The 20,327-nt window shown below is 71.7% G+C and carries 22 protein-coding genes; 16 read left to right on the plus strand and 6 right to left on the minus strand.

Annotated elements, in window-relative coordinates; all coding sequences use genetic code 11:
• Window positions 1-6 precede the first annotated feature (6 nt).
• From H181DRAFT_RS06655 to H181DRAFT_RS06680, 6 genes are all read left to right on the plus strand, one after another.
• Window positions 7-1,053 carry a zinc-dependent alcohol dehydrogenase gene (locus tag H181DRAFT_RS06655; RefSeq protein ID WP_045863287.1) on the plus strand — a complete coding sequence of 349 codons (1,047 nt, stop codon included), beginning with the start codon at window positions 7-9 and terminating at the stop codon, window positions 1,051-1,053.
• A 185-nt stretch (window positions 1,054-1,238) separates the two neighbouring features.
• Window positions 1,239-2,042, plus strand: a complete 804-nt coding sequence (locus H181DRAFT_RS06660; RefSeq protein WP_045863288.1) for a sugar phosphate isomerase/epimerase family protein — start codon at window positions 1,239-1,241, stop codon at window positions 2,040-2,042.
• Complete coding sequence (locus H181DRAFT_RS06665; protein ID WP_254666732.1) at window positions 2,039-3,535, plus strand: amylo-alpha-1,6-glucosidase; 1,497 nt, start codon at window positions 2,039-2,041, stop codon at window positions 3,533-3,535. The genes H181DRAFT_RS06660 and H181DRAFT_RS06665 overlap by 4 nt, the downstream gene beginning before the upstream one ends.
• A gap of 50 nt (window positions 3,536-3,585) precedes the next feature.
• Complete coding sequence (locus H181DRAFT_RS06670) at window positions 3,586-5,679, plus strand: amylo-alpha-1,6-glucosidase (RefSeq protein ID WP_045863289.1); 2,094 nt, start codon at window positions 3,586-3,588, stop codon at window positions 5,677-5,679.
• A 238-nt stretch (window positions 5,680-5,917) separates the two neighbouring features.
• On the plus strand, window positions 5,918-6,145 hold the full coding sequence (locus H181DRAFT_RS06675) for a dodecin (protein ID WP_045863290.1): 228 nt from the start codon (window positions 5,918-5,920) through the stop codon (window positions 6,143-6,145).
• 208 nt (window positions 6,146-6,353) lie between these two features.
• Window positions 6,354-6,809, plus strand: coding sequence for a MarR family winged helix-turn-helix transcriptional regulator (locus H181DRAFT_RS06680; RefSeq protein WP_045863520.1), 456 nt, complete (start codon window positions 6,354-6,356; stop codon window positions 6,807-6,809).
• Window positions 6,810-6,870: 61 nt separating this feature from the next.
• Here H181DRAFT_RS06680 and dusB read toward each other — a convergent pair whose 3' ends face one another.
• A complete protein-coding gene (gene dusB, locus H181DRAFT_RS06685) occupies window positions 6,871-8,010 on the minus strand; it encodes a tRNA dihydrouridine synthase DusB (RefSeq protein ID WP_045863521.1) in 1,140 nt (379 codons plus the stop codon).
• 306 nt (window positions 8,011-8,316) lie between these two features.
• Here dusB and H181DRAFT_RS06690 point away from each other — a divergent pair, with 306 nt between their 5' ends.
• From H181DRAFT_RS06690 to H181DRAFT_RS06705, 4 genes are all read left to right on the plus strand, one after another.
• Window positions 8,317-9,339, plus strand: a complete 1,023-nt coding sequence (locus H181DRAFT_RS06690; RefSeq protein WP_045863291.1) for an aldo/keto reductase — start codon at window positions 8,317-8,319, stop codon at window positions 9,337-9,339.
• 29 nt (window positions 9,340-9,368) lie between these two features.
• Window positions 9,369-9,956, plus strand: coding sequence for a TetR/AcrR family transcriptional regulator (locus H181DRAFT_RS06695; RefSeq protein WP_045863292.1), 588 nt, complete (start codon window positions 9,369-9,371; stop codon window positions 9,954-9,956).
• Window positions 9,957-9,977: 21 nt separating this feature from the next.
• On the plus strand, window positions 9,978-10,793 hold the full coding sequence (locus tag H181DRAFT_RS29330; protein WP_175439718.1) for a phosphotransferase family protein: 816 nt from the start codon (window positions 9,978-9,980) through the stop codon (window positions 10,791-10,793).
• Between the two features lie 97 nt (window positions 10,794-10,890).
• Window positions 10,891-11,538 (plus strand): Uma2 family endonuclease, encoded by a 648-nt coding sequence (locus tag H181DRAFT_RS06705; RefSeq protein ID WP_045863293.1) that lies wholly within the window; start codon window positions 10,891-10,893, stop codon window positions 11,536-11,538.
• Between the two features lie 100 nt (window positions 11,539-11,638).
• Here H181DRAFT_RS06705 and H181DRAFT_RS06710 read toward each other — a convergent pair whose 3' ends face one another.
• The gene (locus H181DRAFT_RS06710; RefSeq protein WP_045863294.1) at window positions 11,639-13,021 is read right to left on the minus strand and encodes a glycine--tRNA ligase; all 1,383 of its coding nucleotides are present in this window, start codon (window positions 13,019-13,021) and stop codon (window positions 11,639-11,641) included.
• Between the two features lie 215 nt (window positions 13,022-13,236).
• Between H181DRAFT_RS06710 and H181DRAFT_RS06715 the strand changes: the two genes are divergently transcribed.
• The 6 genes from H181DRAFT_RS06715 (at window position 13,237) to H181DRAFT_RS06740 (ending at window position 18,018) form a co-directional block, all read left to right on the plus strand.
• Window positions 13,237-14,199, plus strand: coding sequence for a metal ABC transporter solute-binding protein, Zn/Mn family (locus tag H181DRAFT_RS06715; protein WP_175439719.1), 963 nt, complete (start codon window positions 13,237-13,239; stop codon window positions 14,197-14,199).
• 134 nt (window positions 14,200-14,333) lie between these two features.
• Window positions 14,334-15,131, plus strand: coding sequence for a metal ABC transporter ATP-binding protein (locus tag H181DRAFT_RS06720; protein WP_045863295.1), 798 nt, complete (start codon window positions 14,334-14,336; stop codon window positions 15,129-15,131).
• A complete protein-coding gene (locus tag H181DRAFT_RS06725; RefSeq protein ID WP_175439720.1) occupies window positions 15,128-16,186 on the plus strand; it encodes a metal ABC transporter permease in 1,059 nt (352 codons plus the stop codon). Before H181DRAFT_RS06720 ends, H181DRAFT_RS06725 begins: the two co-directional genes overlap by 4 nt.
• Window positions 16,187-16,258: 72 nt before the next feature.
• Window positions 16,259-16,672, plus strand: coding sequence for a Fur family transcriptional regulator (locus H181DRAFT_RS06730; protein ID WP_045863296.1), 414 nt, complete (start codon window positions 16,259-16,261; stop codon window positions 16,670-16,672).
• Window positions 16,673-16,792: 120 nt separating this feature from the next.
• The gene (locus tag H181DRAFT_RS06735; protein ID WP_045863297.1) at window positions 16,793-17,134 is read left to right on the plus strand and encodes a YciI family protein; all 342 of its coding nucleotides are present in this window, start codon (window positions 16,793-16,795) and stop codon (window positions 17,132-17,134) included.
• 152 nt (window positions 17,135-17,286) lie between these two features.
• On the plus strand, window positions 17,287-18,018 hold the full coding sequence (locus tag H181DRAFT_RS06740) for an SDR family oxidoreductase (protein ID WP_045863298.1): 732 nt from the start codon (window positions 17,287-17,289) through the stop codon (window positions 18,016-18,018).
• 49 nt (window positions 18,019-18,067) lie between these two features.
• Here H181DRAFT_RS06740 and H181DRAFT_RS06745 read toward each other — a convergent pair whose 3' ends face one another.
• The 4 genes from H181DRAFT_RS06745 to H181DRAFT_RS06760 form a co-directional block, all read right to left on the minus strand.
• Window positions 18,068-18,886: an isoprenyl transferase gene (locus H181DRAFT_RS06745; RefSeq protein WP_045863299.1), complete on the minus strand. Its 819-nt coding sequence runs from the start codon at window positions 18,884-18,886 to the stop codon at window positions 18,068-18,070.
• Between the two features lie 113 nt (window positions 18,887-18,999).
• Complete coding sequence (gene recO / locus H181DRAFT_RS06750; RefSeq protein WP_045863300.1) at window positions 19,000-19,806, minus strand: DNA repair protein RecO; 807 nt, start codon at window positions 19,804-19,806, stop codon at window positions 19,000-19,002.
• Between the two features lie 14 nt (window positions 19,807-19,820).
• Window positions 19,821-20,024, minus strand: a complete 204-nt coding sequence (locus H181DRAFT_RS06755; RefSeq protein ID WP_052708479.1) for a hypothetical protein — start codon at window positions 20,022-20,024, stop codon at window positions 19,821-19,823.
• Window positions 20,021-20,272, minus strand: coding sequence for a hypothetical protein (locus tag H181DRAFT_RS06760; protein WP_045863302.1), 252 nt, complete (start codon window positions 20,270-20,272; stop codon window positions 20,021-20,023). Before H181DRAFT_RS06760 ends, H181DRAFT_RS06755 begins: the two co-directional genes overlap by 4 nt.
• Window positions 20,273-20,327 lie beyond the last annotated feature (55 nt).

Below are 20,327 nucleotides of genomic sequence, written 5' to 3' on the forward strand. Positions count from 1 at the left end.
TGCGTTGTGGAGCGAGTCGCCCAGTTCACCGGCCCACGGAAGGTCGAGGTGGCCGAGCACGAGAGCGAGCCGCTTCCCCCCGGCCACCTGCGGGTGCGTACGCGCTACTCGGGCATATCGGCGGGTACGGAGCTGACCGCCTACCGCGGCACCAACCCCTACCTGACCCGCACTTGGGACCCCGAGGCACGGCTCTTCCGCGAGGGGGCGGCCGGCATCGCCTACCCCGTCACCGGCTGGGGCTACTCGGAGGTCGGCGAAGTCACCGAGGTCTCCCCCGAGTCGGCGGACCTGCCCGGGACACCCGCCGTCGGAGATCTCGTCTGGGGCATCTGGGGGCACCGCAGCGAAGGCGTCGTCCCCGTCGAGCGCATGGCCGGGCACACCCTGCCGGGCGGACTGAAGCCGCTGGCCGGGGCGTTCGCCCGCGTCGGAGCGATCGCCTACAACGCGGTGCTCGGTGCGGAGATCCATCTCGGCGAGGACGTCGCCGTGTTCGGGCAGGGCGTGATCGGTCTGCTGACCACGCGTCTCGCACAGCTCAGCGGAGCACGCGTGACGGCCGTCGACGCCCTCGACGTACGGCTCGCCCACGCACGGGAGCACGGCGCGGAGATCACTCTCAACGCACGCGAGGACGAGGTCGCCGAGCGGGTGCACGAGGCGACAGGCGGACGCGGCGCGGACTCCGCGATCGAGATCAGCGGCGCCTATCCGGCACTGCACGAGGCGCTGCGCTCCGTCGCCGTCGGCGGCCGGGTCGTGGCCTCCGGCTTCTACCAGGGGGAGGCGGCCGGCCTGCGTCTCGGCGACGAATTCCACCACAACCGGGCCCAGTTGATCTGCTCGCAGATCGGCGGCGTACCGCAGCAGCTGGCGGGCCGGTGGAGCGTGGAGCGGCTGCAGCAGACCTTCCTGCGCCTCGTCGCCGAAGGGAAGGTCGAAGTGGAGCCGCTGGTCAGCCACGTCGTCCCCGCCGCTGACGCGGCCGAGGCCTACACACTGCTGGACGAACGCCCCGCGGAGGCCCTGCAGATCGTCCTGGAGTTCTGAACGGCCGCGCGGACGCGGGCAGTCGGCCGGGCCCCCGGCCGTCCACGCCCCCGCGCCCCGTGACGGGAAGGCCGTCAGGACGTGACCGCGCCGCTCCGGACGCCCGCACCGTCGACGAGGCGAGAGCCTCCCGCGCCACCGCAACACCGCACCGCCGCACCGCCGCACACCGTGAAAGGCCCCACATGTTCCGTACCGCCTGCCAGGAACAGCTCCTCCCAGGGGAGACCCTCCAGCAGAAATGGGAGTTCGCGCAGTCCGCGGGCTACGACGCGATCGAACTCCGCGGAAAGGGCGGCTTCCACCTCCGCGACCGGCTGCCCGAGCTGCGCGAAGCCCTCGCCGACGGGGTCGTGATGCCGACGGTGTGCGTGGACATGCTGCACTTCATCGGCGCCTTCGACGAGGACCTGCGCCGCGACGCCGTCGAGCAGATGAAGTCCCAGCTCTCGGTCATCGGCGAGCTGGGAGGCGTCGGCGCCCAGACCCCCGCCTCGTACGGGATGTTCTCCCGCCGCCTGCCGCCCTTCCAGCCTCCCCGCAGCGCGGAGGAGGACCGCGACGTGCTGCTCGCGGGCCTCACCGAACTCGGCGAGCACGCCCGGCGGGAGGGCGTGGCGCTCTTCCTGGAACCCCTGAACCGCTACGAGGACCACATGGTCAACAGGCTGGACCAGGCAGCGGAGTTGATCCGCGCGGTGGGCCTGGACTCGGTCAGGATCGGCATCGACAGCTACCACATGAACATCGAGGAAGCCGACCCGCCCGCGGCGATACTGGCGGCGGCCCCGTACATCGGCCACGCCCAGGTCAGCGACTCCAACCGCTTCCAGCCCGGAGCCGGGCACCTGGACTGGCCCGCGTGGCTGGGAGCGTTGGAAGGAGCCGGCTACACCGGCCACCTCGCCCTCGAGTGCCGGCTGACCGGGGACGACGCCGCGGAGGCCGTCGCGGCCGTACCGGCCTTCCTCGCCAGGGCTGCCGCATGAGCCCGTCGTCCGCCGCCGCACGGGCGGCCGTACGCACCGGGGCTCGCTCCCCCGAGAGCCGGGCGAGCGCCCCCGCCGGCCGGACGCTCGGCACGGCCGGGCGCGCCAGGCTGCGCCGCGAAGCGCGGCGCGTGCTCTTCGGCAACTGGACGGGCAACTCGACGGTCCCCTCCCTCGGCCTCTACCCCCACCAGTGGAGCTGGGATTCGGCGTTCATCGCCATCGGGCTGCGCCACCTCTCCCCGGCTCGGGCACAGCGCGAGCTGGAGACGCTGCTGAGCGCCCAGTGGGACGACGGACGTGTGCCGCACATCGTCTTCAACCCGCGTGTGCCGCTCGACGCGTACTTCCCCGGCCCCGACTTCTGGCGCACCTCCACGGCGGGCGCCGGCGCGGGGGCGCCGCGCGCCACGGAGACCTCGGGCATCGTCCAGCCGCCTGTGCACGCACTCGCCGCCTGGCTCGTGCACGAGTCCGACCCCGGGGCGTCCCGCCGGCGCGGCTTCCTGGCCAGGGTGGCCCCGCGCCTCGCCGCGTGGCACCGCTACCTCGCGGACCACCGCGACCTGGACGGCGGCGGTCTCGCCGCGATCGTCCACCCGTGGGAGGCCGGCATGGACAACAGCCCTTGCTGGGACGGCCCCCTGGAACGCGTCACACCAGCTCCGCCGGACTCGTTCCGGCGCGCCGACCTGACCCACGGAGCCGCCGCCGACCGTCCCACCGACCTGGACTACGGCCGGTACGTGCGCCTCTCGGCCGACTACCGCGACCACGGCTACCGGGACGCGAAGGCGCCGCACAGCTTCGCGGTCGAAGACCCCTCCTTCAACGCCCTGTTCGTCGCCTCGGGGTACGCCCTCGCCGCCATCTGCCGCGAACTCGGCGACGAAGCCGGAGCCCGGGCGCACCGCGACCACGCCGAGGCCCTCACGGAAGCGCTCGTCCGGCGCCTGTGGTCCGCCGAGGCGGGCCAGTTCCTCTGCCGGGACCTGCGCGCGGCCCCCGCCGAAGGAGCCGCTGGATCCGGCCGGACGGGCGGGCAGTTGATGGACGTGCGCAGCGTCGCCGGGCTGCTCCCGCTGATCGCGCCCGGCCTGCCCGGGGAGATCACCGGCGCCCTGCTGCGCACCGTCACGGGTGAGCACTTCGGCCTGGGCACGAGGGTGCGGCTGGTGCCGAGCTACGACCTGGACGGACCGGCCTTCGACCCGTACCGCTACTGGCGGGGCCCGGCCTGGTTCAACGTCAACTGGCTTCTGGAGCGCGGGCTCCGGAGCGTCGGCGAGACGGAGCGGGCGGACGGGCTGCGCGCCGACGTGCTCGACGCGGCCGTCACGTCCAACTTCGCCGAATACCTCGACCCGTACAGCGGGGCGGGGCGCGGCACGCGCGACTTCAGCTGGACCGCGGCCCTCGCACTGGACCTTCTCGGGCGGCCGGATTCCGGCGCCGCCGGCGAAGCAGAGGTTCACCGGAGCGAGTTCACGTGAATGACACGACCAGAGTCCGTGCCGAACGAGTCCGAAAGGACCATGAACCTGTGAATGCGACCGAGCACCGTCTGCTCGTCCACGAAGGCACCTTCGCGGTGCTGGGCCCCTCCGGTGACGTCAACGGTTCCCACGGGGCGCTGCCCAGCGCGCAGTCCGAAGGCACCGTCCCCGAGGGCCTGTTCGAACGGGACGCCCGGCATCTCAGCCGCTGGCAGCTGACCGTCGACGGCGCCGCCCCCGCCGTCCTGGTGCCCGCGACGGACCACGGCAGCGGCGGCGCCGTTCTCACCCCGCACGGGACCCGTGAGGAACCGCCCGCCTACACCGTCTTCCGCGAACAGGCAGTCGTAAACGGCGTGTTGACCGAACGCCTCCGGCTCACCAGCAACCTCGGCGAAACCGTCGCGACCCGGCTCGCCCTCACCGTCGACGCGGACTTCGCGGACCAGTTCGAACTCCGCTCCGACCACCGCTTCTACGACAAGCCGCACACCACCCGCACACGCGAAGCCCGCCCGGACGGAGTCGAGTTCGGCTACCGGCGGGGCGAGTGGCACTCCCGTACGACGGTCGTCGCGGAACCGGCGCCCGACGCGGTGGAGGAGACCGGCGGGCCCGCACGGCAGTTGAGCTGGTCGCTGGAGCTTCCGCCGCACGGCACGGCCGAGTTGAGGCTGTGCGTCACGGCCCATCCGCACGGGGCCGCGGAGCGTGCGCCCGCTCGCCCCGCTCCGGCCGCCCCCGCGCAGGAAGGAGTGCAGGGTTCGCGGAGCGAGCGGGAGACGGGCTCGCGCGGCACCCCGGACACGTTCGACCCGGCATCCGTCGTCTCGATGCTCCGGACCCGTACCGCCGAGTTCACTTCGGCCGATCCCGTTCCGTCCCGGGGCACCGGCTGGCCGGAGCTGTCCCAGGCGTGCGAGCAGGGGCTGGTGGATCTGGCCGGACTGCGTGTCGCCGCGCCCGACCCGGACGGGGGGACGGTCCTCGTCCCCGGCGCCGGCGTCCCCTGGTTCCTGACCCTCTTCGGCCGCGACTCCCTCCTCACCTCCCTCTTCGCCCTCCCCTACCGCCCGGAGCTGGCCGAGGCGACACTGCTGGCGCTCGCGGCGACGCAGGCTGAGCGGGACGAGCCCGAACGCCTCGCACAGCCCGGCAAGATCGTCCACGAGGTCCGGCACGGCGAACTCGCCTACTTCGGCCAGGTTCCGTACGGGCGCTACTACGGCACCGTCGACTCCACGCCCCTCTTCCTGGTCCTGCTGAGCGCTCACCACGAGCGGACGCAGAGCGGGGGCGCGGCGGATTCCGCGGCCGACCGGCCGCTGGCCCTCAGGCTGGAGCGGCAGGCACGCGCAGCCGTCGAGTGGATGTTCGAACACGGGGGTCTGGAGCGCCACGGCTACCTCGCCTACCACGCCCACGAGGGCGGCCTCGCCAACCAGAACTGGAAGGACTCGCCCGGCGCGGTGTGCACCACGGACGGCACCCGCCCCACCGGCGCGGTCATGGTCGCCGAGGTGCAGGGCTACGCCTACGACGCTTTGGTGCGCACGGCCGAACTGGCCCGCACGGTCTGGCACGACGCCTCGTACGCGGAACGTCTGGCGAAGGCGGCGGCCGCTCTCCGCGAGCGCTTCGAGGCCGACTTCTGGATGCCGGACCACGACTTCCCGCTGCTCGCCCGCGACGACTCGGGGCTCCGCGCGGACGTACTGGCGTCCAACGCCGGCCATCTGCTGTGGTCGGGCATCCTCGGCCAGGACAGGGCCGAAGCGGTGGGCCGGCGGCTGCTCGAACCGGACTTCTTCTCCGGCTGGGGGGTGCGCACGGTGGCGTCCGGACAGGCCCCGTACCACCCGCTCTCCTACCATCGGGGCAGCATCTGGCCGCACGACAACGCCCTCATCGCGCTGGGACTGGCCCGCTACGGCATGCGCGAGCAGGCCCTGGAGCTGGCGCGGGGCATGGTCGCGGCAGCGGCCACGCAGGACTACCGGCTTCCCGAGGTGCTCGCCGGCTACTCCCGCACCGATCACTCCGATCCCGTGCCGTATCCGCATGCCTGTTCCCCGCAGGCGTGGGCGGCGGCAACTCCGCTCGCGCTGCTCACCGCGGTGGAGGGCCTGCCGAGCACCTGACACCTCGGCGCCCTCTTCCGTGACCGCCCCCGGCCGGCTCCCCCTCCGGCCGGGGGCGCACGTCTGCGCGTCCGCCCCGCGGCTCCGGGCGGACGCGTCCGCGAGGGGGCCGGGCGGTGCCGGGAGTCGGCGCTCCCTGCCGGCGTCCGGGCCGCAAAGGACCTCCGGCTGCCCTAAGAGAGCGGTATCGGGGCACAGGAGTAGGACGGAGTTTCGGCCCACGTCAGCGGAGACCAGCATGAGCAATCACACCTACCGGGTGACCGAGATCGTCGGCACGTCGCACGACGGCGTCGACGCAGCCATCCGCAACGCCGTCAGCCGCGCCTCGGAGACCCTGCGCCACCTGGACTGGTTCGAGGTGACCGAGGTGCGCGGGCACATCGAGGACGGGCAGATCGAGCACTACCAGGTCGGCCTGAAAGTCGGATTCCGGCTGGAGCCGGGCGAGTCGGCGGGTGGCTGACGCCATTCGCCGGCCGGCGCAGACCACGGCAGCCGGTGGTCCGCGGCGCCGGAGAGCGCACGCGGGAGGGCACACGCCCGGCCCCCGGCACATCGTCTTGACCTCAACCTGAGTTCAACTTCTAGGTTCGTCCCCGTCGAGCGGTGCACGGCGCCGCGCAGCGCAACGCGGAAGGCGGGGACGGACCATGAAGTCGTCCGACACGGACATCCGGTACTCACACCCGGACGGCGAGCTGGCCGGGCAGCCGATCGGCTACTGGAGCTGGGCGGCGCACAAGGCCGTCGTCGGGCACATCCGCGAGGCACTCGGACGGCACGGCGTCACGCAGCCGCAGTGGTGGGTCCTCGCGCAGCTCGCGGACGCCGGGGACGGGCGCACACGCGAGGAGCTGACGGCCGTCCTCGGCGGCTACCTGGACGTGGGCGGGCTCCTGGATTCGGAGATGGACTCCGTCGTGGCCCGGGGATGGGCCGAGCAGGACCGCGCCGAACGGCTGCGCATCACCGCGGAGGGCGCCCAACTCCACGGCGAACTGGCCCGGCTGCAGCGGTCGTTGCGCGCGCGGATCCACGACGGGATCGCCGATGAGGAGTACGTCCAGACCCTCAAGGTCCTCCAGCGCATGATCCGCAACGTCGGCGGCCACGCCTGGCACCACTGACCGTTCGCCGCTCCGTCTGCCCGAAACGACGCAACGGTACGGGCGGGGGCGGGGGCGGGGTTCAGCCGCCCGAGGTGTCCAACTCCGCGTCGGCGCCGACTCCTCGACCGCACTCGTACGGGTCGTCCAGCCAGCCGTCGGGGAGCACCACCCGGTTGCGGCTGTGCGTACGGCCGCGGGGGCCGTCGGCGCCCTGCGGCCACGGCTGGTCCAGATCGAGACCGTCCAGCAGTCCGGCCAGCTCCTCCAGCGAGGAGGTGACGGCGAGACGCTGCCGCGCCTGCGAACCGATGGAGAAACCCTTGGTGTACCAGGCGACGTGCTTGCGGAAGTCGATGACGCCGCGGGCCTCGTCGCCGAGCCACTCCCCGAGCAGCGTGGCGTGCCGCAGCATCGTCCGGGCGACCTCGCCGAAGGCGGGACGCGCGTACGCCTCCTCCCCCGCACCCTCGAACGCCGCGACGAGGTCGGCGAAGAGCCACGGCCGCCCCAGACAGCCGCGGCCGACGACGACTCCGTCACATCCCGTCTCGCGGACCATCCGCAGCGCGTCCTCGGCACACCAGATGTCGCCGTTGCCCAGCACCGGGATCTCGGGCACGGCCTCCTTGAGACGGGCGATGGCGTCCCAGTCGGCCGTCCCGCCGTAGTGCTGTGCCGCGGTACGCCCGTGCAGTGCGATCGCGGTGACGCCTTCGTCGACGGCGATGCGGCCGGCGTCCAGATAGGTCAGGTGGCCGTCGTCGATGCCCTTGCGCATCTTCATCGTCACCGGCAGCCCGCCCGCGTTGCCCACGGCCTCGTGCAGGATGGCGCGCAGCAGCGGCCGCTTGTACGGGAGGGCCGAACCGCCGCCCTTCCGCGTGACCTTGGGGACCGGGCAGCCGAAGTTGAGGTCGATGTGGTCGGCGAGGTCCTCGTCGGCGATCATGCGCGCCGCCTTGCCGACGGTCACCGGGTCGACGCCGTACAGCTGGATCGACCGCGGACGCTCGCTGCCGTCGAAACGCACGAGCTGCATCGTCTTCTCGTTCCGCTCGACGAGTGCGCGCGTCGTGATCATCTCGCTGACGAAGAGCCCCTTGCCGCCGCTGAACTCCCGGCACAGGGTCCGGAACGGGGCGTTCGTGATCCCGGCCATGGGCGCCAGCACCACGGGGGGCTGGACGGTGTGCGGGCCGATACGGAGCGGCGTCGTCATGACGTCGGCGTCCTCCAAGACGTGCTTCGGGTGGTCGGAGCGCGGGGCGGCCATGGCTGGCTCGCGCTCGGGGCCCATTCTCCCGCATCGGCACGAGAGCCGGGAGCACGGTACGGACGGAGCCGAGGGCACACGGCGCAGCGAGGCCGGCCGGCAGACCGGCAGACCGGCAGACCGGCAGACCGGGCCACATGACAGTTCGACGGGACGGGTGACCACTAGCAAAGGGCAGAGTTGTAATGACAGATATTGAAATCTGTCATCGGTCATGCCAAGCTTGTCACCATCACACGAAGGGAACCCGTCATGCAGACACGCGCTCTCGGCACTCACGGCCCCCGTACCTCCGCCCTCGGACTCGGCTGCATGGGCATGTCGGCGCTCTACGGCCCCGCGGACCGCGCCGAGTCCGTCGCCACCGTCCACGCAGCCCTCGACGCCGGCGTGACCCTCCTCGACACCGGCGACTTCTACGGCATGGGCCACAACGAACTCCTGATCGGCGAGGCCCTCCGCACAGCTCCCGCCGCCGCCCGTGAACAGGCCCTGCTCAGCGTCAAGTTCGGCGCTCTCCGGACGATCGAGGGCGGTTTCCTCGGGGTCGACGGCCGCCCGGCGGCCGTGCAGAACTTCGCTGCCTACTCGCTTCAGCGCCTCGGCACGGACCACATCGACATCTACCGGATGGCCCGCCTCGACCCCGACGTCCCGGTCGAGGAGACCGTCGGCGCTGTGGCCGAGCTGGTACAGGCGGGCCACGTGCGGCACATCGGCCTCTCCGAGGTGGGCGCTGACACCATCCGCAGGGCCGCCGCCACGGCTCCCATCAGCGACCTCCAGATCGAGTACTCGCTGATCTCCCGGGAGATCGAGGCGGAGATCCTGCCTGTCTGCCGCGAACTGGGCATCGGCGTCACGGCGTACGGCGTCCTCTCGCGCGGCCTGATCAGCGGAAACTGGTCAGCCGGACGCAGCCTGCCCGAGGGGGACTTCCGCAGTCGCAGCCCCCGCTTCTCGGGCGACAACCTCGAGCACAACCTCGGACTCGTCGAGACGCTGCGCGAGATCGCGAAGGGCAAGGGCGTCACCGTCGCGCAGCTCGCGATCGCCTGGGTGCTCGCCCAGGGTCCGCAGATCGTCCCGCTGTTGGGGGCCCGGACGCGGCAGCGGCTGGCTGAGTCTCTGTCGGCGGCGGCGGTTACTCTCGACGACGACGATCTCCGCGCCATCGAACGTGCCGTGCCCGCGGGCTCCGCAGCCGGGGAGCGCTATCCGGCCGAGCAGATGGCGCTTCTGGACAGCGAGAAGCGGTCGCACAGCGGCACGTAGCCACAACAGCGAGAGCAGGGGGCCGGACAGTGGCTGAAGCGTTGACACCGGAGCGCATCCTGGAGGCCACCGAGGACGTGCTGCGCCGTTACGGGCCGGGGAAGGCCACTGTGGTGGACGTGGCCCGCGCTCTCGGCGTCAGCCATGGCAGCGTGTACCGCCACTTCCGCACCAAGGCCGCTCTGCGGGCGGCCGTGACACAGCGCTGGCTGGACCGTACGGGCGAGCAGCTGAAGTCCGTCGTGTCCGGGGCGGGCCCGGCCGGGCAGCAGCTCGACCGGTGGCTGACGACACTCTTCGAGGCCAAGCGCCACAAGGCCGGCGACGACCCGGAACTGTTCGCGACGTACACCGTGCTGGCGTCGGAGGCGAGCGACGTCGTCGAGCGGCACATCGAGGATGCCGTCGGCCAGCTGGCGCAGATCATCGAGGCGGGCCGCGACGAGGGCGTGTTCGCCGCCGACGCGATCGGCTCCGCCTCCGAGGCGGCCAGGGCCGTCTTCCACGCCACGGCCCGGTTCCACGATCCGGTGTACGCCGCGGAGTGGTCGCGCCCCGGCATCGAGGACGACTTCCTCACGGTGCGGGCCCTCGTCCTCCGCGGCCTGTGCCGCTGAGCCGGCGCGGTCCGGCTGCACATGGGCAGGCACACGATCCACCTGGAACCGCACCGCGTCACCAAGCGGTTCCGCGGTCCGGACGGCCCGGCGGCGGCCCGGCGGGAGTGGCGGGCGCTGGAGCTGCTGGCCGAGCACGCGCCAGGGCTCGCCCCCGCTCCCCTGCAAGCCCGTCTCGTCCCGTCCGCGCCGGTCGTCGTGATGTCGCGCCTGCCGGGAGAGCCCCTGCGCGGGAAGCCCCTGGACGAGCGCCGCCTGACGGCTCTGGCCGACGCCGTACGCGCGCTCCACTCGGCGGTGCCTCCCGAGGCCCTGTCGCGCGTGCCCGTCAGGCCGGGCCGGCCCGTTGAGCTGACCGCGACGGTCCGCTCGTGGGCCTCGCAGCGGCGCACGCACGCGAGCGCCGAGGTGACCTCAGCCGTGGACAGGGGCCTGCGGTGGCTGGACGGCTCGGTCTTCGCGGACGGGGCGGCGCGGGCCGAGGAGCACTCCCCGGAGGTGTTCGGAGCCGGCGACGGCAACCTCGCCAACTACCTCTGGGACGGCGCCCGCGTGCGGATCGTCGACTTCGAGGAGTCCGGGCGCAGCGACCGCCTCTTCGAACTGGCGGAGATCACCGAGCATGTGGGCTCGTGGGTGGAGCGGCCCCTGGACGCCGGCTCGTTCCTGCGCCGTTCCGCCCTGACCGGCGCCGAGCACGCCCGACTCCGCGAATACCGAAGGCTGCTGGCTCTCGTCTGGCTCTTCCTGCTCTCGTCCGACGAACAGGGCGAGGCTCGGAACCCTCCTGGAACCGTCGAGCGGCAGGCAGCGCGTCTGGTCGCTCTCCTCGTGTGAAGGCAGCCCGACGGCCGCCCCAGCCGCTCCCCCTCGGCTGTCACACCCGGCGACTACGGTGGGTGACGACTGGATCACCGGTGAGGAAAGGCGCATCATGACTGTGATGCTCGAACGACCGACGCCCATAGAGACCCCCGACGGCCCGCCCGAGTTCGAGGCGCTGTGCCGGACGCTGCTGAGCATGGATGTGCCCGACGGCTACCGGGCGGAGATCATCAGGGGGAGCATCGTCGTGTCGCCGTGGTCGAAGGCTTACTACTTCCAGGTGATGGAGTCCGTACGGGAGCAGGTGCGGGACTGCGTTCCCGAAGGGGATACCTGCGGCGACGCCCCCTTCCTCTTCGCCTTCCCCGGTCAGCAGCGCGCGTACGGACCGGACGTCTACGTCGCCGCGCGGAAGGCGTTCAGCACCGCGAAGCGATACGTCGACGGTGAAGCACTCACGATGGCCGTGGAACTCACCAGCGACTCGACGTACGGCACCGACTGGGGAGACAAGGCGACCGTCTACGGCGCTTCCGGCGTCCCCGTCTACCTCCTCCTGGACATGCGGGAGGAGTCCGCCACCGTGTTCTGGGCGCCGTCCGAGAAGGGCTACAGCTCCCGTACCACCGTGCCGTTCGGAAAGACGCTGCGCCTCCCGGCGCCGTTCGACGTCGAGCTGGACACCAGCGGTTTCGGCGCGCCCGTCGGGGAGACGCGGGAGCCGCAGGAGGCGGGTCAGGGGCAGGCCGAGGCCTGACGGCGGGACCGACGGGCACGGCGGGACCGACGGGAAGCGGAAGGAAACGGAGCGGGCCGGCTCCGTCCTGCGACGGAGCCGGCCCCTCAGGTCGCGTGGCTCAGCAGCCCAGCAGGCGCCCGGCGAGGTAGCCCTCGATCTGGTCCAGCGAGATGCGGTCCTGCTTCATGGTGTCCCGCTCGCGCACCGTGACGGCGTTGTCGTCGAGGGTGTCGAAGTCGACGGTGACGCAGAAGGGGGTGCCGATCTCGTCCTGGCGGCGGTAGCGGCGGCCGATCGCGCCCGCGTCGTCGAAGTCGATGTTCCAGTTCTTGCGGAGCGCCTCGGCGAGGCCGCGCGCCTTCGGCGAAAGCTTCTCGTTGCGGGAGAGCGGCAGCACGGCGACCTTGACGGGCGCGAGCCGCGGGTCGAGCCGCATGACGGTGCGCTTCTCCAGCTTGCCCTTGGCGTTGGGCGCCTCGTCCTCGACGTAGGCGTCGAGCATGAAGGCGAGCATCGCCCGGTTCACGCCGGCCGCCGGCTCGATGACGTACGGCACCCAGCGCTCGCCCGCTTCCTGGTCGAAGTAGGAGAGGTCCTGGCCGGAGGCCTTGGAGTGCGCGGTGAGGTCGAAGTCGGTGCGGTTGGCGACGCCTTCGAGCTCGGAGAACTCACTGCCGCCGAAGTTGAAGCGGTACTCGATGTCGGCGGTGCGCTTCGAGTAGTGGGAGAGCTTCTCCTGCGGGTGCTCGTACCAGCGGATGTTCTCCTCGCTGATGCCGAGGTCGACGTACCAGTTCCAGCGCTGCTGCATCCAGTACTCGTGCCACTTCTCGTCCTCGCCCGGCTTGACGAAGAATTCCATCTCCATCTGCTCGAACTCGCGGGTGCGGAAGATGAAGTTGCCGGGCGTGATCTCGTTCCGGAACGACTTGCCCGTCTGGGCGATGCCGAACGGCGGCTTCTTGCGCGAAGTCTGCTGCACGGCCGCGAAGTTGGTGAAGATGCCCTGCGCGGTCTCGGGCCGCAGGTAGGCGACCGAACCCGCGTCCTGGGTGGGGCCGAGGTGCGTGGAGAGCAGGCCGGAGAACTGCTTGGGCTCGGTGAAGGCGCCCTTGTTCCCGCAGTGCGGGCAGTTGACGTCGGCGAGGCCCTGGGCCGGAAGCCGCCCGTGCTTGGCCTCGTACGCCTCCTCCAGGTGGTCGGCACGGAACCGCTTGTGGCACGAGGTGCACTCGGTCAGCGGGTCGGTGAAGGTGGCGACGTGACCTGATGCCTCCCACACCTGGGGGGCCAGGATGACGGACGAGTCGAGGCCGACCACGTCGTCGCGCGAGGTGACCATGGCGCGCCACCACTGGCGCTTGATGTTCTCCTTGAGCTCGACGCCGAGGGGCCCGTAGTCCCAGGCGGCACGCGAGCCTCCGTAGATCTCACTGCACGGGTACACGAAGCCACGGCGCTTGCTCAGGCTGACGATTGTGTCGATCTTGTCGGCGGCCACAGTGCTCTCTTCATCAACGGCGGACGGAATACTTCAGGTTACCGATCCATGAGGGGGCCGGATCAAATCGGTACCGCGATCGGTGCGGTATCCGTGCGGGATTCCTGCAACGGCTCCCCGGCGGCCGCACGCGGACGGCGAAAACCCCCGTAGTGAGCGGGAGCACGTCGCACATCATTTGACAATCGTTTCCAACTAGCTTGAAAATGAGTGTCATGAACGCTTCCCGCCCTCTCATACGCACCGCCTCGGCGGTCACCGCGCTCGGCCTCTGCGGGCTCACGCTCGCCGGGTGCGGCCTCAGCGGCGGTGGGAAGGAGGAGAACGGGAAGCTCAACGTCGTCGCCTCCTTCTACCCCATGCAGTTCCTCGCCCAGCAGATCGGCGGGGAGCACGTGGAGGTCGAGTCGCTGACCAAGCCGGGCACCGAGCCGCACGACCTGGAACTCAGTCCCCGGCAGACGGCACGTCTCAGCGAGGCCGGCCTGGTCGTCTACCTCAAGGGCCTGCAGCCCGCCGTGGACGAGGGCGTGCAGCAGGCCGAGCCGGAGCACGTCGCCGAGGCGACCTCGTTCACCGAACTGGAGAAGCACGGCGGAGAGGTGCACGGCGAGGACGGGCACGGGGAGGACCACGGACACGACCACTCCGCCGGCGGCGGGCAGGGCGGCGACCCGCACGTGTGGCTCGACCCCGTCCGCTACGCCGAGATCGCCCGAGGGGTGGGCGACAAGCTCGCGAAGGCCGACCCGGCCCACAGGTCCGCGTACCGGAAGAACGCCTCCGACCTGCGCAAACGGCTCCTCGCACTGGACGAGGAGTACCGGAGCGGGCTGAAGACGAAGAAGACGGACACCTTCATCACCACGCACGCCGCCTTCGGCTACCTCGCCGAGCGCTACCGGCTGCACGAGGCCGCCGTCACCGGTGTGGATCCCGACGCCGAGCCCAGTGGGGCGCGCATGAAGGAGCTGCACAAGATCGCGAAGGCCGACGACGTCGACACCGTCTTCTTCGAGTCGAGCGCCAGCGACAGGACGGCGAAGACCCTCGCGGGCGATCTCAACCTCAAGACCGGGGTACTCAGCCCCGTGGAGACCGTCGAGAAGGGCCAGGACTACTTCTCGGTGATGCGCCGGAACCTGATCTCGCTGCGCACCGCCCTCGGAGCCGGCTGAGACACCGCCGGGCGGCACCGCCGGACAGCCCGCCGCCCCCGAACGCCCGAATCCCCGACCGCCCGAATCCCCGACCGCCGAATCATCCGAACCCGGACCGTCCGCAAGCACCCTCGTCGAGGAAGGCCCGTCACATGGCCGCACCGGCCGCACCGCAGACCGTGATGTCGTTGCGCGACGCCGCAGCCACGCTGGGGGGCCGCACCGTACTGCGCGGGATCGACCTGACCATGGACAGCGGCGAGGTCGTCGCCCTGCTCGGCGCCAACGGCTCGGGCAAGTCCACGGCGATCCGCACCGTCATCGGGCAGGTGCCGCTCACAGACGGCGAACTCGAACTGTTCGGCACCCCCTTCGCCCGCTTCCGCGACTGGCGCCGCGTGGGCTACGTGCCGCAGCGCTCCACGGCGGCGGCGGGCGTCCCCGCGACCGTGCGGGAGGTGGTCTCCTCGGGCCGCCTCGCGCACGCCCGGCTGCGTCCGCTCGGCCGTGCCGACAAGGCCGCCGTGAGCCGCGCCCTGGAACTGGTCGGCATGGCGGACCGGGCCCGGGACTCCGTCAACGCGCTCTCCGGCGGCCAGCACCAGAGGGTGCTGATCGCACGGGCGCTGGCCGGCGCCCCCGACTTGCTGATCATGGACGAGCCGCTGGCGGGGATGGACCTGGCCAGCCAGGACGTACTCGCCGAGGCGCTGCGCGAACAGGTCGCCCGCGGCACCTCCGTCCTGCTCGTCCTGCACGAGCTGGGACCGTTCGCGCCGCTGATCGACCGCGCGGTCCTCCTGCGCGAAGGGCTGGTCGAGCGGGTCGGGAACCCCGAGGCCCTGCACGACATCGCCTGCCACCCCCACGACACCCACGACACGGAAGGTCCGGCCGGGATCGGGACCGGCCTGTCCATGAGCGAACTGAACCCCGGGACGCACCGATGATCGAGCTGCTCGACTACCCCTTCATGCAGCGGGCCCTGCTCGCCGCGCTGCTGGTGGGCGTCGCGGCGCCGGCCGTCGGCATCTACCTCGTCCAGCGGCGCCAGGCGATCATGGGCGACGGCATCGGGCACGTCGCACTGACGGGCGTGGCTCTCGGCTTCCTGCTCAACACCAGCCCGGTGTGGACGGCGGTGCTCGTCGCCTCGCTCGGCGCGGTCGCGATGGAGCTGATCCGCTGGTACGGGAAGGCGCGCGGCGACCTCGCCCTCGCGATGCTCTTCTACGGAGGCATGGCCGGCGGCGTCCTGATCATCAACCTGTCGCCCAACGGCTCCAACGCGAGCCTCACGACGTACCTGTTCGGGTCCGTCACGACCGTCTCGGGCTCCGACGTCGTCGCCATCGTCTGCCTTTCGGGCTTCGTGCTCGCCGCGTCACTGGGTCTGCGGCGCCAGCTGTTCGCCGTCTGCCAGGACGAGGAGTTCGCGCGTGTCACCGGGCTGCCCGTACGGCTGCTGAACCTGCTGCTCGCGCTGACCGCGGCCGTCACCGTGACGGTGGCGATGCGCGTGGTGGGGCTGCTGCTGGTGAGCGCGCTGATGGTGATCCCCGTCGCCGCGGCGCAGCAGGCCACCCGCGGCTTCGCCGGGACACTGGGGCTGTCAGTGCTCTTCGGGGTCGCCGTGACGCTCTCCGGGACCGCGGCCTCGTTCTACGCCGACGTACCGCCCGGCGCGAGCATCGTCGTGCTGGCCATCGCGCTCTTCGGCCTGGTGACGGCCCTCGCCGCCCCGCTCGCCCGGCGCCGGGCCCGGCGGGACCGGGACGCCCGGGCCGGGGAGGTCCTCCCGGACGGTGAAGCGGCTCCCGGCACGCAGCCGGACGCCTCGCGCGGCGGGGCGGTCCGCGAAGCCGGCGCGGGTCCGGCGCCCGAGGCGGCAGCGGACGCGGCACCCGCCGGGGACGCGCGGAGCGGGACGGCCCGGGGCAGGGCGTCCGTCGCCGGGCGTGACAAGGGCGGTGACGCCGACGGGGGCCGCGGATTCCGGGCATGAGGTCTGCCCGCCGAATCCTCCTGGCACAATGACGGCACACCACTGAGCGACCTGACGAACGAAGGAGACAGTGTGACCACGGCAGGTCCCCCTGTCCGCGGCCGGTCGACCCGGCAGCGCGCCGCCGTCTCGGCTGCCCTCGCGGAGGTCGAGGAGTTCCGGAGCGCGCAAGAGCTGCACGACATGCTCAAGCACCGCGGGGACTCGGTCGGCCTGACCACGGTCTACCGCACGTTGCAGTCCCTCGCCGACGCCGGCGAGGTCGACGTCCTGCGCACCGACGAGGGCGAGTCGGTCTACCGCCGCTGCCACAGCGACGACCACCACCATCACCTGGTGTGCCGGCACTGCGGCAAGGCCGTCGAGGTCGAGGGCCCCGCGGTGGAGAAGTGGGCCGACGCGATCGCCGAGGAGCACGGTTTCGTGGACGTCGGCCACACCGTCGAGATCTTCGGTACGTGCGGGGAGTGCGCCGCCGCGAAGTGACGGTGCCGAGCCGTGACGGTGCCGCGGGATGACGCCGGGCAAGGCGAGCGTGTGCTGTGCGCGGCGCGTCCGTTCGCGAGATGATCCGATTCCCTGAAGCGGGAAGAAGGAGCCCACGCGATGGCGAAGTACCTCATCTCGTTCCCCAGTGACGCCATGGCCGTTCCCGAGGAGGGCCTCCAGGCGGTCTCGGACGCATCGCACGCGGTGGTCCAGGAAGCGAAGGACGCGGGTGTCTGGGTGTTCGGCGGCGGAATCGACGACAGCGTTCCGCCGGTCCTGGTCGGCGGGGACGGCACGGTGACACAGGGCACGTACCCGCAGACGCAGCAGCTCGACGGCGGCTTCGCCGTGCTGGAGGTGCCCTCCCGGGAGGCGGCGCTGGAATGGGCCGCGAAGTTCGCGACGGCCTGCCGGTGCGCGCAGGAGGTACGCGCGTTCGCGTACGACCCCGCCAGCTGACGGGCCCCGCCTCCCGCGGAATCCTCCGGCCGCCGGGCGCGACAGCGCGCGATGCCCTTCGACGCCCTCGTCGCCCTGAGAATGCGGGATCGCCTCACGTCCGGCTGAATGGAGTCGACGGGCGATGGGCGGCCCGAGGAGAGGGGCACGGCATGAGAGTCGCAGTGATCGGCGGAACGGGACTGATCGGCTCCCGTGTGGTGGAGGACCTGAAGGCGGCGGGACACGACGCCGTACCCCACTCCCTGTCCACGGGCGTGGACGTCGTCTCGGGACGGGGGCTGCCGGAGGCCGTCGCGGGCGCGGACACCGTGGTGAACCTGACGAACTCACCGACCTTCGACGAGTCCTCGGCCGCCTTCTTCCAGACCTCCATGGACAACGCCCTGGCCGCGAGCGGGAAGGCCGGGGTGCGGCACTTCGTCATCCTCTCGATCGTCGGCGCGGAGAAGGTCCCGGACCTCGCGTACTACCGGGCGAAGGTGCTCCAGGAGCGCGTTCTCGAGGCAGGACCCGTCCCGTACTCCATCGTCCGCGCCACGCAGTTCATGGAGTTCATCGACGCCGTGCTCTCCTGGACCACCGACGGCGACACCGTCCGGCTGCCGCGGACGCCGCTCCAGCCGATCGCCGCCGCGGACGTCGCCCGCTTCGTCGCCGAAGTCGCCGCGGGAGAACCGCTGAACGGCATCGTCAACGTCGCGGGGCCCGGGGTGCATCCGCTCGACGAGCTCGGGCGGATCACCCTGGACTCGGCGGACGACGGACGGTCCGTCGTCACCGACGACCGCGCCGGGCTCTTCTCGGCCGTACCGGGCGACGTCCTCACCGCTCCCGGCGACGCCCGCATCGCCCCCACCGCGTACGCCGACTGGCTCTCCTGAGCCGGGCGCCCTGGTGACGGTGCCCGGCGCCGCCGCTTCCGCCCGCGCGCTACCGGGTCTCGGTGCCGGCGTCCTCGCGGGCTCCGCCGAAGCGCCGGTCGCGCTTGGCGTACTCCAGGCAGGCACGCCACAGGTCGCGGCGGTCGAAGTCCGGCCAGAGGACGTCCTGGTAGACCATCTCGGCGTAAGCGCTCTGCCAGATCAGGTAGTTGGACGTGCGCTGCTCGCCGGACGGCCGCAGGAACAGGTCCACGTCCGGCATGTCGGGGTAGTAGAGGTACTTCGCGAGGGTCTTCTCGTCGACCTTCGAAGCGTCGAGCCTGCCTGCCTGCACATCCCGGGCGAGCGCCTGGGCCGCGTCCGCGATCTCGGCGCGGCCGCCGTAGTTGACGCAGAAGTAGAGCGTCATCGCGTCGTTGGCGACGGTCTGCTCCTGGGCGACCTGAAGCTCGCGCACCACCGACTTCCACAGCTTCGGCATCCGCCCGACCCAGCGGATGCGGATGCCCAGCTCGTCCATCTCGTCGCGGCGGCGGCGGATGACATCGCGGTTGAAGTTCATGAGGAAGCGCACCTCCTCGGGGGAGCGCTTCCAGTTCTCCGTCGAGAAGGCGTACAGGGAGAGGTTCTTCACGCCCATCTCCAGACAGCCCTTGAGCACGTCGAGGACGACACCCTCGCCGACCTTGTGCCCCTCGGTGCGCGGCAGTCCGCGCTGCTTGGCCCAGCGGCCGTTGCCGTCCATGACGCAGGCCACATGGTTCGGCACCAGCTCCGAGGGGATCTTCGGCGGGCGTTCACCGGAGGGGTGCGGCTCGGGGGTGACGTACTCGCGACGCTGCCTTTGCAGCATTCCGCGGCGTGCCATGGGCGTTCAGCTCCAGGGGTTCATGCGGGGACGGTGCGGGCGCTGTGGTTGCGCGACTGCGGGCATTGCCCGGGACACGGCGAGCGTAGCCGACCTGCGGGCGCAGCCGCTGGTCAGGACCTTTCCGCCCGCTCCGCTCCCGGGCTGCTCCGGGAGCCGGGCGGCCCGCCCGGGGAGCGCTCCACGTACCGCAGCGAGCGCAGCCCCCGCTCCATGTGCCAGTGCAGGTACGCCGAGACCAGGCCGGTGCCCTCCCTGGCGTGACGGGCCTCCACGGCGTCGGCCGTCTCCCAGTCGCCGGTGAGCAGCGCCCCCAGCAGCCGCAGCGCCTCCGGCGACGGGACGACGCTGCCCGGCACCCGGCAGTCGCCGCACACCACGCCGCCCGAGGCCACGGAGAAGAAGCGGTTGGGGCCGGGCAGGCCGCACTTGGCGCAGTCCTCGAAGCTGGGCGCGTAGCCGCCCATGGCCAGCGACCGCAGCAGGAAGGCGTCCAGGACCAGGCCGGGCGTATGCTCCCCGGCGGCCAGCGTGCGCAACCCGCCCACCAGCAGCAGGTACTGCTGGACGTTGGGTTCGCCTTCGTGGTCGGTGAAGCGCTCGGCCGTCTCCAGCATCGCCGTGCCCGCGGTGTAGCGCGCGTAGTCACCGACGATTCCCTGCCCGTACGCGGCGACGGTCTCGGTCTGCGTGCACAGCGGCAGCCCCCGGCCGACCAGTTCACCGCCGCGGGCGAAGAACTGCACGTCGACGTGGCTGAACGGCTCCAGCCGCGCACCGAACTTCGACTTCGTGCGCCGCACTCCGCGGGCGACCGCCCGCACCCGTCCGTGCACGCGCGTGAGCAAGGTGATGATCCGGTCCGCCTCGCCCAGCTTCTGCGTGCGCAGCACGATGCCGTCGTCGCGGAACAGGGTCATGCGGACATTGTCGCCTACGCGCGGACGGGCCCGCCGTCCAGTACGTACGACAACTGCGCGTGCAGCACCTCGGCCTCCGAGGGCGAGAGGCTCAGGTCGAGGTCGGAGTGGTACTCGCCGTCGCGCAGCAGCCACAGCGGAACGGTGATCCGGCCGTCCTCGCCGCGCCGTACCGGCTTCGCGGGGACGCGGTCGATGCACCATCCACGAGTCGTCACCGCTGCCCCTCCTCGTGCCATGCCGTGCGGAGCACGGCGGCGAGCTTGCGCGCGGTGTCGACGTTGCAGTTGCCCAGCGCCACGAGAGGCTGGGGCGGGCTGGCCGCGAAGGCGGGCGGCTCCACGCCGATCGAGGGCAGCGTGATGCCGTGGGCCGCCAGCAGGTTGCGCAGATCACCGACGACGGTGTGGACGTCGTCCGTCGCGGGTTGGTGGCCGGGTTCCCAGCCGAGGTCGTGGCCGTACATGAGCCGCACCTTCCTGTGCGTTGTGTGACGAACTCCTCACACTCTGCTGCCGCTT

Source organism: Streptomyces sp. WMMB 714, assembly GCF_900090125.1.
Lineage (GTDB): Bacteria > Actinomycetota > Actinomycetes > Streptomycetales > Streptomycetaceae > Streptomyces > Streptomyces daqingensis.

Bases quoted from the DNA above. Each gene is read 5' to 3' on its own strand.
- H181DRAFT_RS06690 (WP_045863291.1), top strand. From the start codon at position 8,317: ATGCAGACACGCGCTCTCGGCACTCACGGCCCCCGTACCTCCGCCCTC.
- H181DRAFT_RS06660 (WP_045863288.1), top strand. From the start codon at position 1,239: ATGTTCCGTACCGCCTGCCAGGAACAGCTCCTCCCAGGGGAGACCCTC.
- H181DRAFT_RS29330 (WP_175439718.1), top strand. From the start codon at position 9,978: ATGGGCAGGCACACGATCCACCTGGAACCGCACCGCGTCACCAAGCGG.
- H181DRAFT_RS06740 (WP_045863298.1), top strand. From the start codon at position 17,287: ATGAGAGTCGCAGTGATCGGCGGAACGGGACTGATCGGCTCCCGTGTG.
- H181DRAFT_RS06725 (WP_175439720.1), top strand. From the start codon at position 15,128: ATGATCGAGCTGCTCGACTACCCCTTCATGCAGCGGGCCCTGCTCGCC.
- recO (WP_045863300.1), bottom strand. From the start codon at position 19,806: ATGACCCTGTTCCGCGACGACGGCATCGTGCTGCGCACGCAGAAGCTG.
- H181DRAFT_RS06720 (WP_045863295.1), top strand. From the start codon at position 14,334: ATGGCCGCACCGGCCGCACCGCAGACCGTGATGTCGTTGCGCGACGCC.
- H181DRAFT_RS06705 (WP_045863293.1), top strand. From the start codon at position 10,891: ATGACTGTGATGCTCGAACGACCGACGCCCATAGAGACCCCCGACGGC.
- H181DRAFT_RS06745 (WP_045863299.1), bottom strand. From the start codon at position 18,886: ATGGCACGCCGCGGAATGCTGCAAAGGCAGCGTCGCGAGTACGTCACC.
- H181DRAFT_RS06715 (WP_175439719.1), top strand. From the start codon at position 13,237: ATGAACGCTTCCCGCCCTCTCATACGCACCGCCTCGGCGGTCACCGCG.
- H181DRAFT_RS06760 (WP_045863302.1), bottom strand. From the start codon at position 20,272: ATGTACGGCCACGACCTCGGCTGGGAACCCGGCCACCAACCCGCGACG.
- dusB (WP_045863521.1), bottom strand. From the start codon at position 8,010: ATGACGACGCCGCTCCGTATCGGCCCGCACACCGTCCAGCCCCCCGTG.
- H181DRAFT_RS06675 (WP_045863290.1), top strand. From the start codon at position 5,918: ATGAGCAATCACACCTACCGGGTGACCGAGATCGTCGGCACGTCGCAC.
- H181DRAFT_RS06665 (WP_254666732.1), top strand. From the start codon at position 2,039: ATGAGCCCGTCGTCCGCCGCCGCACGGGCGGCCGTACGCACCGGGGCT.
- H181DRAFT_RS06735 (WP_045863297.1), top strand. From the start codon at position 16,793: ATGGCGAAGTACCTCATCTCGTTCCCCAGTGACGCCATGGCCGTTCCC.